Source organism: Thermoanaerobacter mathranii subsp. mathranii str. A3, assembly GCF_000092965.1.
In the GTDB taxonomy this organism is placed as follows: Bacteria; Bacillota; Thermoanaerobacteria; order Thermoanaerobacterales; family Thermoanaerobacteraceae; genus Thermoanaerobacter; species Thermoanaerobacter thermocopriae.
In genome coordinates, this window is sequence record NC_014209.1 from 2,015,345 (window position 1) to 2,030,672 (window position 15,328).

13 protein-coding genes are annotated in these 15,328 nt (G+C 33.9%); 1 reads left to right on the forward strand and 12 read right to left on the reverse strand.

Translation table 11 applies throughout. From position 1 onward, the window contains the following. Window positions 1–61: 61 nt before the first annotated feature. Window positions 62–1,171, forward strand: a complete 1,110-nt coding sequence (locus TMATH_RS10065; RefSeq protein WP_013150859.1) for a GerAB/ArcD/ProY family transporter — start codon at window positions 62–64, stop codon at window positions 1,169–1,171. A 6-nt stretch (window positions 1,172–1,177) separates the two neighbouring features. On the opposite strand, the gene TMATH_RS10070 is transcribed toward TMATH_RS10065, so the two are convergent. The 12 genes from TMATH_RS10070 to spoIIE form a co-directional block, all read right to left on the reverse strand. Then, window positions 1,178–1,945, reverse strand: a complete 768-nt coding sequence (locus TMATH_RS10070) for a type III pantothenate kinase (RefSeq protein WP_012995981.1) — start codon at window positions 1,943–1,945, stop codon at window positions 1,178–1,180. 49 nt (window positions 1,946–1,994) lie between these two features. Next, the gene (locus TMATH_RS10075) at window positions 1,995–2,522 is read right to left on the reverse strand and encodes an ECF transporter S component (protein WP_013150860.1); all 528 of its coding nucleotides are present in this window, start codon (window positions 2,520–2,522) and stop codon (window positions 1,995–1,997) included. Between the two features lie 140 nt (window positions 2,523–2,662). Beyond that, window positions 2,663–3,058, reverse strand: coding sequence for a DUF2118 domain-containing protein (locus TMATH_RS10080; protein ID WP_013150861.1), 396 nt, complete (start codon window positions 3,056–3,058; stop codon window positions 2,663–2,665). A 13-nt stretch (window positions 3,059–3,071) separates the two neighbouring features. Continuing rightward, window positions 3,072–3,338, reverse strand: coding sequence for an OadG family transporter subunit (locus tag TMATH_RS10085; RefSeq protein ID WP_012995984.1), 267 nt, complete (start codon window positions 3,336–3,338; stop codon window positions 3,072–3,074). Window positions 3,339–3,350: 12 nt separating this feature from the next. Next, on the reverse strand, window positions 3,351–4,901 hold the full coding sequence (locus TMATH_RS10090) for an acyl-CoA carboxylase subunit beta (RefSeq protein WP_013150862.1): 1,551 nt from the start codon (window positions 4,899–4,901) through the stop codon (window positions 3,351–3,353). A 251-nt stretch (window positions 4,902–5,152) separates the two neighbouring features. Further along, complete coding sequence (locus tag TMATH_RS10095; RefSeq protein WP_012995986.1) at window positions 5,153–5,518, reverse strand: hypothetical protein; 366 nt, start codon at window positions 5,516–5,518, stop codon at window positions 5,153–5,155. A 10-nt stretch (window positions 5,519–5,528) separates the two neighbouring features. Next, complete coding sequence (locus TMATH_RS10100) at window positions 5,529–7,196, reverse strand: formate--tetrahydrofolate ligase (RefSeq protein ID WP_013150863.1); 1,668 nt, start codon at window positions 7,194–7,196, stop codon at window positions 5,529–5,531. A 25-nt stretch (window positions 7,197–7,221) separates the two neighbouring features. Continuing rightward, window positions 7,222–8,607 (reverse strand): PAS domain-containing sensor histidine kinase, encoded by a 1,386-nt coding sequence (locus TMATH_RS10105; protein WP_012995988.1) that lies wholly within the window; start codon window positions 8,605–8,607, stop codon window positions 7,222–7,224. A gap of 173 nt (window positions 8,608–8,780) precedes the next feature. Beyond that, window positions 8,781–10,616 (reverse strand): ATP-dependent zinc metalloprotease FtsH, encoded by a 1,836-nt coding sequence (gene ftsH, locus TMATH_RS10110; protein ID WP_012995989.1) that lies wholly within the window; start codon window positions 10,614–10,616, stop codon window positions 8,781–8,783. 71 nt (window positions 10,617–10,687) lie between these two features. Beyond that, a complete protein-coding gene (gene hpt, locus TMATH_RS10115) occupies window positions 10,688–11,233 on the reverse strand; it encodes a hypoxanthine phosphoribosyltransferase (protein ID WP_012995990.1) in 546 nt (181 codons plus the stop codon). Window positions 11,234–11,237: 4 nt separating this feature from the next. Beyond that, a complete protein-coding gene (tilS, locus tag TMATH_RS10120; protein ID WP_013150864.1) occupies window positions 11,238–12,632 on the reverse strand; it encodes a tRNA lysidine(34) synthetase TilS in 1,395 nt (464 codons plus the stop codon). A gap of 202 nt (window positions 12,633–12,834) precedes the next feature. After that, the gene (spoIIE, locus tag TMATH_RS10125) at window positions 12,835–15,186 is read right to left on the reverse strand and encodes a stage II sporulation protein E (RefSeq protein ID WP_013150865.1); all 2,352 of its coding nucleotides are present in this window, start codon (window positions 15,184–15,186) and stop codon (window positions 12,835–12,837) included. Between the last annotated feature and the right edge of the window lie 142 nt (window positions 15,187–15,328).

Genomic DNA, 15,328 nt, shown 5'->3' on the forward strand with positions numbered 1-15,328 from the left:
TTTTAGAATATTATGTTGGCTTTAGATAAATAATAAAAAAAAACACATTTAGGAGTCGGATATGTTTAAAGGAACAGGACAATATGAAAAGACTTCAGAGAAGAAAATTTCTACAAAACAACTGATATTTTTATTAGTTACAATCGTCCTATCAACGGCAGACGTCTTTTTGCCTTCTTTTGTAGCATTAGTCGCAAAACAAGACTCTTGGATATCTGTGGTGATATCTTTTTTCACCTCTAGCATTGTCTTTGTTTTTTATTATAAACTGGCAATGACCTTTAAAAAAGAAATGCTATTTTCCTACGTAGATAAAATAACAGGAAAATTTATAGGAAAAATAATAGCTTCGCTTTATTTGTTATTTATCTTACACGGTATCTCTTTAGTAATGAGAGAATTAATAGAGATTATGATCAATGCTTTTATGCCTCATACTCCTCCAATAATTTTTTATGTAGTCTTGATAATATCAGTAATGTACACTGTATCAAAAGGTTTTTTAGCAATTGTTAGATTAAACGAACTTTTATTTCCATTTGGAATGTTCCTTGTGGCATTTGTTACTATTTTGAATCTTCCAAAAGTTAAAATGACAAATTTTCTCCCAATACTTGAAAACGGGATAAAACCTCCCCTAATAGGCTCATTCCTCATTACCGCTTACATGCTTGAAACGGTAATAATACTTTTTATATTTCCTTATATCTCTAAAAAAGAAAAGGCTTTAAAAGGCGGAATAATAAGCCTTGGAATATTAGTTCTTAACATGATGTTGGGAGTTTTAGCAATAGGAGTTTTTGGTGCAAAAACTGCATCAAACTTTCAATTTACAGCTTTGGAAATGGTGAGAAATATAAGAATTAGCGATTACATACAGCGGTTTGATTCATTAGTAATGGCAATGTGGTTAATGGGAATTTATCTTAAAATTGTAATATTTACTTATCTCTTTGCAAAAGGATTAGCTGAAACAATAAAAACTCCAGACTATCGCTTTATTTTATTACCTCTTGCTACTTTGTTAATCCCATTAGCAGAAAATGTATCTGAAAATTTAGATGGATTGTACACTTACATACAAAGATGTTTCCCTTTTGAAGCCTTTTGGTTTGAATTATTTTTCCCTATAGTTCTTTATATCATTGCAAAAATCAGAAAAATAAAATGAGAGGAATCAGTCAACATTCCTCTCATAGATTATTCTTAAACCTTCTAAAGTGAGCATATCATTTACTGTGTTTATAGTTTTTGACTCTTCTGCAATCATCCTTGCAAAACCACCTGTTGCTACAACATAAGCGTTTGGCGCAAATTCTTCTTTCATTCTGCCCACAATATAATCCACCATTCCAACATGTCCGTATATAATGCCTGACTGCATACTAGCTACTGTATTTTTGCAAATAACAGTAGGCGGTTTTACAAGCTCAATTTTAGGTAGTTTAGCAGTCCTTTGAAAAAGCGCATCGGCAGATATTGCCAATCCAGGAGCAATTATTCCCCCTAAATATTCACAATTTTTAGAAATTGCACAAAAAGTAGTAGCTGTGCCGAAATCAATTACTATGACTGGTCCTCCGTAAATTTCATAGGCAGCAACAGCATTTACAATCCTATCTGCTCCTACTTCTTTGGGGTTATCGTACTTTATATTTATGCCTGTTTTTATCCCTGGACCCACAATCAAAGGCTTGGTATTACAATACTTTATAGTCATTGCTTCAAGTGTGTGCATAATAGGAGGTACAACAGAAGAAATTATTACAGCATCTACATCTTTTAGCTTGAAACCATTGTATTCAAATAACTGATTTATCAACATCCCGTATTCATCAGAGGTTTTGCTTTTATCAGTGGATATTCTAAAAGAATGTAGAAGCTTTTTCCCTTTATAAATTCCCATTACAATGTTAGTATTCCCTACATCAAAGGCTAAAAGCAAAATCATCACCTTCTTAAAATTAAGCAGACAAATGAACTGCTTTTAATTTTTATTTACCATGCATTTTTTTCAAAGGCTTTACTATTATTGTTGTTAATATTACAGCCACAATAATTTCAAATACGCCATTTTTTAAAGCTACAAATAATGCAACCTTAAACGGCAGATATTTAAGAAGCACTGCCAGTCCCAAAACTCCGATGGTATTTGTCAACGTACCTCCAGCTGCTGCAATACCAACATTTTTAGTCAACTTATAAAAATAATGTGCTACCACCCCTATAAAAACCCTGGGCAATATTGCAATTACAGGGTCAGCAAAAAGAGGAGTGTTTTGCCTTATGAAGCTGGTCAATCCAAAAATCAAGCCTATAAAGGCTCCTACAATAGGTCCTTCTAATACTCCTCCTATAATTGCCGGTATATGCATTGTAGTAGCATTAGCAATGCCTAAAGGGATGTATCCTAAAACGCTGGTAGATAAAACTATGGATATCGCAGCCAGCATTCCTGCTACAGTTATCTGTCTCAAAGAAATTTTTGCTACTTTCCTTTCTCTAGTCACTTTAATTTGCACTTTCCTCACCTCCGTTCCGGTTCCTTTACAGGATACCGTTCCGAACGCTTAACAATATTAAATTTTTATTAATTGTCAGGTTCGAAGACGATACCTGCAACTTAATTTTACCAAATAAAGCCTCACTCATCAATAAATTTTTAGTCCATAGTCACAAGCATATCCCCTGTGTTTACAGAAGAACCTTTAGAAACATGTATGCTCACTATAACCCCTTCATCAGGTGCCATTATCTCATTTTCCATTTTCATAGCCTCCAAAATCACTACAACATCTCCCCTCTTTACCCTGTCGCCTTCCTTAACTTTCACATCAAGAATAGTACCTGGCATAGGAGCAGAAATTACTTTAGAACCTTTTGGTATAGAAGAAGCTTCTGCATTCGAAACCGGTTGTGAAATCTCTTGAGTTTGTGTTAATTTAGGTTGTGAAAGAATTGCCGTTTGAGTTATCTTAGAAGTTTCCTCTTTATCTTTTATCTCTTCTACTTCAACCTCATACACTTTCCCATTTACAGTGACTTTGAATTTTTTCACAAAAATTCCTCCCTCAATTTAATCTTGTCCTTATTTGCTCCAATCGTCCTACTTTAGACCAAACGGGAGCAGTATCTGGAAGTCTCAGTATGGATTTTACGTAAAAAGTGCTGGCATCAGCTTGTAAATACAAAGCTACTGCCGCTGTAATCGCAGCAACAAGCTCAGTTTCCTCTTCGTTTTTTTCATATTTGTCTGTTCTTTTTTCTTTTTTTACTTTCTCTTCTTCTTTGTTATTTTCATTATTAAACGTTCTTTTCAAAAAATCTAAAAAATCCATAAAAACACCACCCTATAGAGGTATATTGCCGTGTTTTTTAGGAGGGCGACTCTCCCTTTTGCTTGATAACATGTCAAAAGCTGATATGAGTCTTGGCCTTGTTTCCGAAGGAAGAATTACATCATCTACATAGCCGCGGGCTGCTGCTCTGTACGGATTTGCAAAATTATTCCTGTACTCATTTATCTTTTGTTGCCTCACTTCTGCAGGATTTTCTGCCTCGCTGATTTCATTTTTAAAGACAATGTTTGCTGCCCCTTCTGGACCCATCACCGCAATCTCTGCCGTAGGCCATGCAAATACTATGTCAGCTCCCAAGTCCTTGCTGCACATAGCAAGATAAGCTCCCCCGTAAGCTTTTCTTACAATCAAAGTAATTTTAGGAACAGTTGCTTCAGAATAAGCGTAAAGCATTTTTGCCCCATGTCTTATTATCCCACCATATTCTTGATTTGTCCCTGGCAAAAATCCAGGCACGTCCACTATGCTAAGTATAGGTATATTAAAAGCATCACAAAAGCGAATAAATCTAGCCGCTTTATAGGAAGCATTTATGTCAAGTACTCCTGCTAATACTCTTGGCTGATTAGCCACAATTCCTATAGTCTTTCCATTAAGTCTTGCAAAAGCTGTAATAATATTTTCTGCGTACATCTCTTGTGATTCTAAAAATTCCCCATTGTCAACTATTTCCTTTATTATCTCTTTCATGTCATAAGGTTTATTGGGATTATCTGGTATTATTTCCATAAGTTTTTGGGAAATTCTATTGGGGTCATCTCCAGTTTGGTATTGTGGTGGGTCTTCTAAATTGTTAGAAGGTAAATAACTTAACAAATTCCTCACCATTTTGAGAACTTCTTCATCATTTGGGCCTCTGAAATGGGCAACGCCACTTACTCTACAGTGAGTTATTGAACCTCCTAGCTCTTCAAGAGTCACTTCTTCTCCAGTTACAGCCTTTATGACTTGTGGACCAGTTATAAACATTTGACTGGTTTTATCCACCATAAAAATAAAATCTGTTAATGCGGGCGAATACACGGCACCTCCAGCACTTGGCCCCATTATCACTGATATCTGCGGTATGACACCGGAAGCTAAAGTGTTTCTGTAAAATATGTTACCATAACCAGAAAGCGCATCAACACCTTCCTGTATGCGAGCACCTCCCGAATCGTTAAGCCCTATTATAGGCGCTCCCATTTTCATCGCCATATCCATAACTTTTGTTATCTTTTTAGCATGGTACTCCCCTAATGACCCTCCTAGTACAGTGAAATCCTGCGCATACACATAAACTAATCTGCCATCTATTGTACCATAGCCAGTTACAACTCCTTCTCCAGGATATTTTTGCTTCTCAAGTCCAAAGTCATAACAGCGATGCTCTACAAAAGGGTCTATTTCTACAAAGCTATCCTTATCAAGAAGCTTATGTATCCTTTCCCTTGCAGTTAGTTTACCCTTTTCATGCTGAACAGCTATTCTCTTAGCTCCCCCACCTTCTAAAACTTTCTCTTTTCTTCTTTTTAGCTCTTCTATCATATCATGGACACTCATATAACTCCTCCTTAAACTTTACTATATCAACTAGTAGCAGTTATTATTAGTACCTACTAAAATAATATACCACATACTTTCCAAATACACAATAAATTTAATCCCTTAATCTCTACCCCAGAAAAAGTTATAAACTTTTCTTTCCACTCTGGAAACTTAGATAAAACTTCATATATAATCTGCAAAATTTTGTGCAGGTTTTAAAATTTTTCCTTATTAAAAAGCGGCAAAAGAGAATATCTCTTTGCCGCCTATTTAGACATTTCCTCAATAATGTCCGTTAATTCTTCTATAATTTCATTAAGCCCAAAATAACCTTTTTGCATTTTAAGTTTCGCCAAAAGCTTTTTATATTGTTTTAATGTTCCCATTATAATAATATCAGATTTTTCAACGCTCATATTGACACAACCTCTCGCTACAGCTGTTTCTCCTCCTATCGCTAGCATCTCCTGTTTTATTATGTTAGCAGCAGCTGGATGCACATCAAATAATTTGACAACTCTAAAAACAGCTTTTGGCGCCATAATATCTATAGAAACTTCTTCAGCCTTTATTTGACTAAGTTCTTTTTTTGCCTGTGACAAATTTTGTATATCCAATATTTCTCTTTTCATTTATCCTCCCTCAAAACAGCCCTGTTATTTTTCCATTTTCATCAATGTCTATATTTTCTGCAGCAGGATGTTTTGGAAGTCCTGGCATTGTCATTATATCTCCTGTCAGCGCTACAATAAAACCCGCACCCTTTGAAACCCTTAATTCTCTTACCGTTATCTTAAATCCTTTTGGACGGCCTAATAGTTTAGGATCATCTGAAAGTGAATATTGAGTCTTTGCGATAGTTATAGGCATCTTATCTAATCCCAATCTTTCAATATTAGCAATATCTTTTAAAGCCGAAGCTGTATACTCTACTCCATCCGCTCCATATATTTCTGTGGCAATCTTGTGTAATTTATCTTTGATTGGTAAATTCTCATCATACAAAACGCGAAAGTCAGAAGGCATGCTACAAGCTTTAACAACTTTTTCAGCTAACTCTATCCCACCTTCTCCTCCTTTTTCCCAAACATCTGCTACCGCCATATCTACACCTATATTTTCGCAAGCCTTTCTTACTTCGTCAATTTCTCTCTCTGTATCAAAGATAAACCTGTTAAGTGCTACAACAACTGGCACTCCAAATTTTCTTACATTTTCAACTTGCTTTTCAAGATTTTCAATTCCCTTTCTCACTGCTTCAACATTTTCTTTTTGCAAATTTTCTTTTTTTACGCCACCATGCATTTTTAAGGCACGCACAGTTGCAACAACAACAGCAGCATTGGGTTTTAATCTTCCTAAGCGAGCCTTTATATCAAAGAATTTTTCAGCCCCTAAATCCGCACCAAATCCCGCCTCTGTTACAAGATAATCTGCCAATTTCAAACCATATTTAGTAGCAATTAAGCTATTACATCCATGAGCAATATTTGCAAAAGGTCCTCCATGTACAAATGCTGGAACGTTTTCAATAGTTTGCACTAAATTAGGTTTTATAGCATCTTTTAATAGGACTGCCATAGCTCCATCAGCTTTTAAATCTCTTGCAGTTACTGGATTACCATTTTTATCATAAGCCACTATTATATCACCAATTCTTCTTTTTAAATCCATCAAATCTTGCGCTAAACACAAAATCGCCATTACTTCTGAAGCTACTGTTATTATAAATCCGTCTTGCCGCGGATATCCATTTGTCTTTCCTCCAAGTCCTACTATTACTTCTCTTAAAGCCCTATCATTCATGTCCATAGCCCGTTTCCATGTAATAGTCCTTATGTCAATATTGAGTTCATTACCATGGTAAATATGATTGTCTATCATCGTAGCCAATAAATTATGAGCAGCAGTAATCGCATGTAAATCTCCCGTAAAGTGCAAATTTATGTCCTCCATAGGTACAACTTGAGAATACCCTCCCCCAGCTGCTCCGCCCTTTATTCCCATACAAGGTCCTAACGAAGGCTCTCTTAAAGCTATCATAGCTTTTTTACCTATTTTAGCAAGAGCCTGGCCTAATCCTACCGTAAGTGTAGTCTTACCCTCGCCTGCAGGGGTGGGAGTTATAGATGTGACAAGAATAAGCTTACCATCTTTTCTATTTTTTATCTTTTCCCATAAAGCAGGAGAAACTTTTGCTTTATACTTTCCGTAGTATTCTAAATAGTCTTCCTCAATGTCTAACTTTTTTGCAACCTCTCTTATATGTAACATTTTCGCTTCTTGAGCTATTTCAATATCAGACTTCATAAAATTTCCCCTCCAGCTTTTACTTTTATCTTTCACCTAAAATTATTTTTACGAGTGTACCTTTGCCTTTTTTACTAAAAATTTTAATATCCCCGTTGTACAGCTCCACAATACTTTTGCAAATAGCAAGTCCTAGTCCTGTTCCTTCTTTTTTAGTTGTAAACAAAGGCTCAGTAACTTTTTTTAAATATTTTTTCTCTATACCGCCTCCATTATCGACAACTCTTATTACCACTTTCTTTTTAAGAGGGTAATATCTTGTATCTAATATTATTTTACCATTCTCTCCAATAGCATGAAGCGAGTTTTGAACTACATTTAAAATAAGCTGCTTCAGATGATTTTTATCCATTTTTATAGGAGGAATATCGCCAAGCCTCTTTTCTATTTTTATTTTTTTGTGTACAGCCTCTGCTTCAAAAAGAAGTAAATATTGGTTTATAACTCCATTAATGTCTATTTCAGTTTCTCCTTTTTCTTCACTGTTTCTTACTATACCAAGGTAATTTTTTATTAAAACTAATATCCTATCCACTTCGTCTAAAATAGTTTCATAATAAGTAGAACTTTCTTTATGTTTGGCTTGTAAAAGTTGTATAAAACCTTTTACAGAAGTTAAAGAATTTTTTATCTCATGAATGGTTGTGGCAGCAAATTCACCAGCAATTGTGTATTTTTCAGTTTGCTCAATTAACTTCTGATATTTTAAATCTTCTGTTATATCCTTCACAATGATAGTTTTCCAATGACCACCGTTTAACTTTCCGTATTTTAGTAAAAGCACTCTTTCATCACAATTTCCCTTTGAGGAAATTACAATTTTTTCTCCGTTAATTAAATTATTTTCTGAAGCATCCGGTTTGTATTTTCTCAAAAAGTCCGTAAACTTCGCATTTATGAATTTCGTATATTTAACACCAAATAATTCACATGCTCTGTTATTCACGTAGACCACGTTAAACTTATTATCAACTATCACAACACCCTCTTCTGTCATATCCATTATGTCTGTTGAATGTTTGAAAAAATCAATATAATCGCCGGGTTTTTCTTTCTGATAGCTTCGAAGTTTAACAAATCCTAAAAAAGCTATCTTATCTCCCACACTGTTAGCTATAGGACTAAATTTTATGCTAAAAGACATTTTTAAATTGTATTTTGCCGTAAGCTCTATAATAAGCCCATCTTCATAAGGTCCTATTTCTTTGTATTTCAATATGTGATAAAAAAAATGATCATAATCATCTACATCATCAACAGTATAACCTAATGTTTCAAGGAGTCTTTTATTTATATGAATTACCTTACCATTTAAATCTTTTAAGACAAAAAAATCGTGTGCATTATTTAAAAGGTTGCATATCCACTGCAAGGAATTTTTATCTGTAGCAAAAGTTTTGTTCGCTTTCATGATTGTCCCCCTTTGTCTCCCTCATCTTTCGTTCAAAACCCTTAGGCCCACTAATATAATTAGACATTAAAGTAGAAAAATCCTCCTTCTTATCAATAATTTTTTTATTGTTAACTAAAAATTTTAAAAAAAAATAATGTATAAGCCCAAAGACTTATACATTATTTGGTATTTTATGCAAACTGCACCCCCTCTATATCCTCACCGTTAAATACTTTTTCAAACTCTTCTCCATTAAGTTTTTCTCTTTCAATAAGAGCTTTTGCCACTCTATGGAGCTTTTCAATATTTCCCTTTAAGAGTGATTCCGCTCTTTTATAGGCTTCTTCAATTATTCTCTTTATCTCTCTGTCAATTTCTGCAGCTACTTCTTCACTGTAATTTCTCGTTCTTCCTAAATCACGCCCTAAAAACACTTCTTCACTTTTAGTGCCAAAGGTCATAGGCCCTAATCTATCACTCATGCCATACTCTGTAACCATCTTTCTTGCAATACTTGTAGCCCTCTCGATGTCATTTTGTGCACCCGTACTTATATCATTTAACACCAAGCTTTCTGCCACCCGTCCACCTAAAAGATGAACTATTTCATCCATCATTTCAGATTTTGACATGTAATATTTATCTTCTTCAGGAAGAAGCATAGTATATCCTCCCGCTCTGCCTCTTGGAATTATGGTAACCTCATGAACAGGAGGAGTATTTGGCAAAAGTTTCGCAACAACAGCATGACCAGCTTCGTGGTATGCCACCAATTTTTTGTCTTTTTCAGACATGATCCTGCTTCTCTTTTCAGGTCCTGCTATTACTCTCGTTATAGCCTCTTCCAGCTCCGCCATAGTTATCTGCTTAAGCCCTCTCCTTGCTGCTAAAAGCGCTGCTTCATTCATAAGATTTTCCAGGTCAGCCCCAGTAAAGCCAGGGGTTCTTCTTGCCAATACCTGTAATGACACATCTGGAGCTAAAGGCTTATTTCTAGCATGTATTTTCAAAATTTCTTCTCTTCCTTTTATATCAGGAATACCTACAGTAATGTGTCTATCAAATCTTCCTGGTCGCAGTAGTGCAGGATCTAATATATCTGGCCTGTTTGTTGCAGCAATAACAATTATGCCTTCATTTACACTGAAACCATCCATTTCAACTAACAACTGATTTAGTGTTTGCTCTCTCTCATCATGTCCACCGCCTAAACCTGCACCCCTTTGCCTTCCTACTGCATCTATTTCATCAATAAAAACAATACAGGGTGCATTCTTTTTGGCTTGTTCAAATAAATCTCTTACCCTTGCAGCACCTACCCCAACAAACATCTCTACAAAATCAGAACCGCTTATGCTAAAAAACGGTACTCCCGCTTCTCCTGCCACAGCTTTTGCAAGCAGAGTTTTACCAGTACCTGGAGGTCCTACCAAAAGAACTCCTTTTGGTATCCTGGCTCCAAGGTCAAGAAATTTTTTGGGATATTTTAAAAATTCAACAATTTCCTGCAACTCTTCCTTTTCTTCATCTGCTCCCGCCACGTCATTAAAAGTCACTCTTTTATCCTTATCAGTAACCATCCTTGCTCTGCTCTTTCCAAAAGACATAACCTTGCTTCCTCCCCCGCCTTGTGCCTGTTGCATAAAAATATACCAAAATATAATGAAAATTATGATTAAAAAGAGGGAAGGAAGCATTTGAACCCACCATGGCGGGCCTACCTGCGGTTCACTTTTAAAGTCCAGTTTCCCTTGTAAAATATAGGGATTAACAAAGTTCATAAAGTTTGTTACATCTGGCACACGGCTTTTAAACTCGGTGCCATTTTTCAATACCCCTTTAACATCATTACCCACAAGGGTAATGCTTTTTACTTGGTTGGCATTAATATATTTTATTAGCTGTCCATAATCAATATCGGTTATTGGTTCGGCGCTTTGAGAATATAATTGTACCATTGCGTAAATAGCTATAAATATTAATAAATAGAGAACTATGCTTCTAATTATTTTGTTATTATCCTTCAAATAAGGCCCCTCCTTCAAATAAGTCCAACTACCTTTAATCTATAATATCATATCTCCTTTAAAAAACCAAATTATTTGTATAGCTCCGGCTTTAAAACCCCTATAAAGGGAAGGTTCCTGTATTTTTCATCGAAATCTAATCCATAACCTACTACAAATTTGTCAGGAATTTTAAAGCCACAATAATCTACTTTGACATCTGCCTCTCTTCTTTCAGGTTTATCTAAAATAGTGCATATTTTTAAACTTCTGGGCTTTCTTCCTAATAAAGTCTCTCTTAAATAAGAAAGCGTCAAACCACTATCTATAATATCTTCCACTATGAGCACATCTTTGCCTTCAATGTTTATGTCGTGGTCTTTAATTATTTTTACTATTCCAGAAGACTGAGTAGAAGAACCATAACTGGAAACAGCCATAAAATCTATTGATAAAGGCAAATCTATCGCTCGAGACAAATCCGCCATAAACATTATTGCCCCTTTTAAAACCCCAAGAAGAACAAGGTCTTTCCCTTGGTAGTCTTTTGTAATCATTCGTCCTAACTCTTTTACTTTTTCTTTTAATTGTTGTTCCGTAATTAAAATCTCCTGTATATCTTGTGTTATACTCGACATAAAGTTAACCTCCTTTTTTATTTTCTTCTTTGGTATATTCTATAACAAGGACTTTTTTTGTGTTTTTATCTACTTTAAACTTATCACTCATTCTATACCCTACCACCCATACGATTTCATTGCCTATGGCCAATAAAGGAATGCTATTTCTTATTTCGCGGGGTATTTTCTCGTCAACGAAAAATTCTTTTAGTTTTTTACTTCCCCCCATATTAAGAGGGGAAAAAACATCACCTGCTTGCCTATTTCTAATTACTACATCTTTCTGTATTTTATCATAGTCAAAAAATTTTGTGTATTTCCCTATATCAAGTTTTTTTACTTCTTCAATCCCTAAAACAGTAGTTTTAAATTGACCAATGCCATCTATATTAGTGATTCCGGGAATATTTAATTTTGCCCAAAAAGTCTTGACCTCTTTTTGTTTTACTTTTCTCATTATAAGATTATTATAGCTTTTTAAAGCCTCAATTTCAAAGGGCAAATCAATTTTTGAGGAAGTTGGTTTGTCTAAAAGGCTTAAAACATCCTCTACATGGATGTATTCTAGTCCATAAATATCTCCTTTTAATTTTTGGTACATAAGTCTTACTAAGCGCCGCTGTATAGCGGGGTGCTGTACCCTCAGTTTTTCTATATCAGCAAAAATTTCCTCTTGATTAAAATAACAAACCTCATTAAAAATCTTTTCACACTCTTTTTCTAAATAATCATTCTCCTCTAAAATAATTTTTGCCATCCTATAGATATTTTTTATTATATCCACTTCAAAAGTTTCATTTATAAAGGGAATTAATTTAAGCCTTACTTTATTTCTTTTATATAAATCCTCATAATTTGTAAAATCAAGTGCTGGTTTTAAGCCTTTTTCTTTAAGGTATATCTCTATTTCTTTTCTTTCTATTTCAATTAGAGGCCTTATTATATTCCCATTTACCGGTTTTATTCCAATGAGGCCTGTCATTCCAGCACCCCTTATTAAATTTAAAAAAACCGTTTCCACTACATCATTTTTATTATGAGCTACTGCTATTTTATTACCCTTAACTTCTTTTAATACTTCCTCAAAAGCCTGATACCTCACATATCGTCCAGCCTCTTCTTCCGAATATCCCATTTCTTTGGCTATTTTTTTTACATCCTTTTCAAATAAAAAAAATGGGAGTTTCAATTTGCAGCATATATTTTCAACAAATTGCGCGTCCCTTCGAGCCTCTTCTCCTCTTATCATATGGTTTACATGTACTACATACAATTTAAGATTAAATAAATCTTTTAAATTGTATAAAATATCCAGCATACATAAAGAATCGGGTCCGCCGGAAACTCCCATTACAATTTTATCATTTTCCTTAATCATTTTATATCTTTTAATTGTTGAAATAACCTTATCAATCATTTCTTAACCCCTTAAGCGATATATACTTAAGTTATATAATGATTATATAACATCTTAATTTTTAAATCAAACCTCTTTTTCAAAAAAGAACTAACTTTCCTCTACATCAGATAATTACAGATACAAAAACCCTTCCACAAAGTCTTTCCCTAAATCACCTCGATATATTGTCTCCACATTGTGGAAGGGTTATTCCATTCTATTAACTTTTATACTTTTTCCATATCTTTGAAACCAAAATTGTCATATCGTCTTTAGGCGTATTATCACACAATTCCAAACATTTTTTTATCAACGCTTCTGCCATATCCTGAGGATTTCTCGTGTCAATTTCACTGATTAACCTTGAAAATTCTATTTCTTTATCTTTTTCAAAACACTCCAACACTCCATCAGTAACCAAAATCACAAAATCTCCATTTTTTAATTTTCTTTCATGGATATCTGCTTCGATATCTTCCAAAATTCCAATGGGTAAAGAACTGGATTCTATAATTTCCACCTCATTTCCCCTTTTTATAAAAGTAGCGCAAGAACCAATCTTGATAAATTCTGTCTCTCCAGTAAATTTATCCAAAAACATTATATCCACGGTAGAAAACATTTCTTCTGCAGACCGTAAAGCCAAAATAGAATTTAACGTTTGAATAACTAAATGTTTATCAAATCCTGCTTCAATAAATTTTTCTAGCAAAGAAATGGTAGTACTGCTCTCTGCAGCCGCTTTATATCCAATCCCCATTCCATCGCTTAAAGCTACCATGTATTTTCCATCTTCTAAGTCCATAAAAGAATAAGTATCTCCAGAAATCTTGTTTTTTGACTTGCTAACTCTGCTTATACCTGTCAAAACTTGTAAACTTTCTGCTTTTGTAAAGGTAACTACACACCTTCCATTGTGGTCTATTGCACATAACCTACTTTTTCTCTCATATCTTTCCCCCATAATTTCAGACACAATTGGAGCAATCTTTTTGTCACATTCCTTCGCAATACATGCCCTTTTGTATATTTTTACGTTAATATTTCCATCTCCCGCGTCATAAATTAATACATCCTCTACGGGTATACCCTTTTTATCCAATTCCACCATCATTATTTGTTCTAATTCGTCTTTAAAAGTGACATTCATGCTAATATCACTGGCCATATTAGATATTGCATCAGCAATTCCTTTCAACTGAGTAGCAATAAGACCTTTAGCGTCTTTTAGCCTTTCTCTCCATTGCATGCTTATTTTGTAAATACCCAAATAATATTTAGTCGTACTTATAAGCTCAGAAAATCTTATACATTTTCTATAAATTTTATTGTCTTCAATGCTACTATTTTTTTCAAGATGTTCTATTAATTCAAACAGGCTTTTATAAGTATTGTAAAATTCCTTGTCCCAACAAGATTTATACATAACACATTGAGTGCAAGCTTTATTGGCAATTTCCTCAAACAAATAAGAAATATCTTTGTGGTCTAGTATCTTTTCATTTACCTGTTTAAAACTTTTAGAGAGCTCTTCAAATACTTGAGAATACTCCTTTAATTTGTCTGTCACTACCTCTTTTAATTTTTCATTGTAATTTCTATTGTTTAATTTTTTATTGCCTTTTACTATTTCCTCTACTTTTACTATGTATTTCTTAGGAAGCGCTGCAAACATTAAAGAAGCTAAAACAATATCATAAGGATTTATAAGCATATCTATACTTGAAGTTACATAAAATGTAATAATAAAAATGGCAGTCAAAAAGCCTATAATAACTCCAATTCTATGCAATTTTTTTAAACTGCCAGCCAACAAGCCTGCAAATCCAAAAAGTCCTATGGAGACTGGCATTTGAAAAAAAGATAAGCTCCCAATAAGTCCTATAGTCGTGCCGATACTTGCTCCTACTCCCACCCCACCTATGTAAGAAGCTAAAAATATTATAAGTGTCCCTAATATTCCGTTGAGAGTAAATTTCCACACATTCAAATGATTCAGTCCTAAAATAAACAATCCTAAAAATATACTCAAAGATATCAACTCTTCATTGGAAATAATTTTTCTGTTTACATTCAAAATAAATGAAACAGCATGGTTAAAAATAAAAACCATTAACATTGCAGTAATAGACTCATATAAACTCATTATAATGTCAAAAAGCAAAAAGTCGTATATATAGCTGAAGATAAGGCCTGCACTAAAAAGTGAAATAAAAGTTATCAAAGAGGCCTTAATAATATTTTGAGATTTAACTTTTAAAAGCCCCTCCACTAAAAAAACCAAAATAAGGGCTAAAAGGTATTTAAAACTATTGACACCGGGCAAAGTCAATATCCCCAACCATACTCCTATTCCAGTTAAAAAATATCGCTTTTTATATATTAAAAGAGTTGCAAAAAAAGCAATGCCGAAAGGCAAAAGACTATTGAAAATAACAGCTCGCGCTATAAAAAAGCTTATAACTGACAATAATATAATTTGTTGAATATTTTTATAAAGATTTTTTGGTGTATTTTCTGTCAAGGGAGTTTTTATAACTCTTTTATAAGGTAAAATATTTATATTTTGCATAAAAAAACCACCACCTCTTGTTTTTTCTAAATTATACCATTAAGGTGATGGTTTTATTTGTTAATTTTTGATATGTTTGTAATTTTTCTTTCGACATAAAAAATAATATCGCATCCCAATGCGACATTTTATTTCTCAAAAT

What these genes read in the sequence shown, in the direction of transcription:
- TMATH_RS10065 (WP_013150859.1), top strand. Translation starts at nt 62, where the DNA reads ATGTTTAAAGGAACAGGACAATATGAAAAGACTTCAGAGAAGAAAATT.
- TMATH_RS10085 (WP_012995984.1), bottom strand. Translation starts at nt 3,338, where the DNA reads ATGGATTTTTTAGATTTTTTGAAAAGAACGTTTAATAATGAAAATAAC.
- TMATH_RS10090 (WP_013150862.1), bottom strand. Translation starts at nt 4,901, where the DNA reads ATGAGTGTCCATGATATGATAGAAGAGCTAAAAAGAAGAAAAGAGAAA.
- TMATH_RS10095 (WP_012995986.1), bottom strand. Translation starts at nt 5,518, where the DNA reads ATGAAAAGAGAAATATTGGATATACAAAATTTGTCACAGGCAAAAAAA.
- TMATH_RS10100 (WP_013150863.1), bottom strand. Translation starts at nt 7,196, where the DNA reads ATGAAGTCTGATATTGAAATAGCTCAAGAAGCGAAAATGTTACATATA.
- TMATH_RS10105 (WP_012995988.1), bottom strand. Translation starts at nt 8,607, where the DNA reads ATGAAAGCGAACAAAACTTTTGCTACAGATAAAAATTCCTTGCAGTGG.
- hpt (WP_012995990.1), bottom strand. Translation starts at nt 11,233, where the DNA reads ATGTCGAGTATAACACAAGATATACAGGAGATTTTAATTACGGAACAA.
- tilS (WP_013150864.1), bottom strand. Translation starts at nt 12,632, where the DNA reads ATGATTGATAAGGTTATTTCAACAATTAAAAGATATAAAATGATTAAG.
- spoIIE (WP_013150865.1), bottom strand. Translation starts at nt 15,186, where the DNA reads ATGCAAAATATAAATATTTTACCTTATAAAAGAGTTATAAAAACTCCC.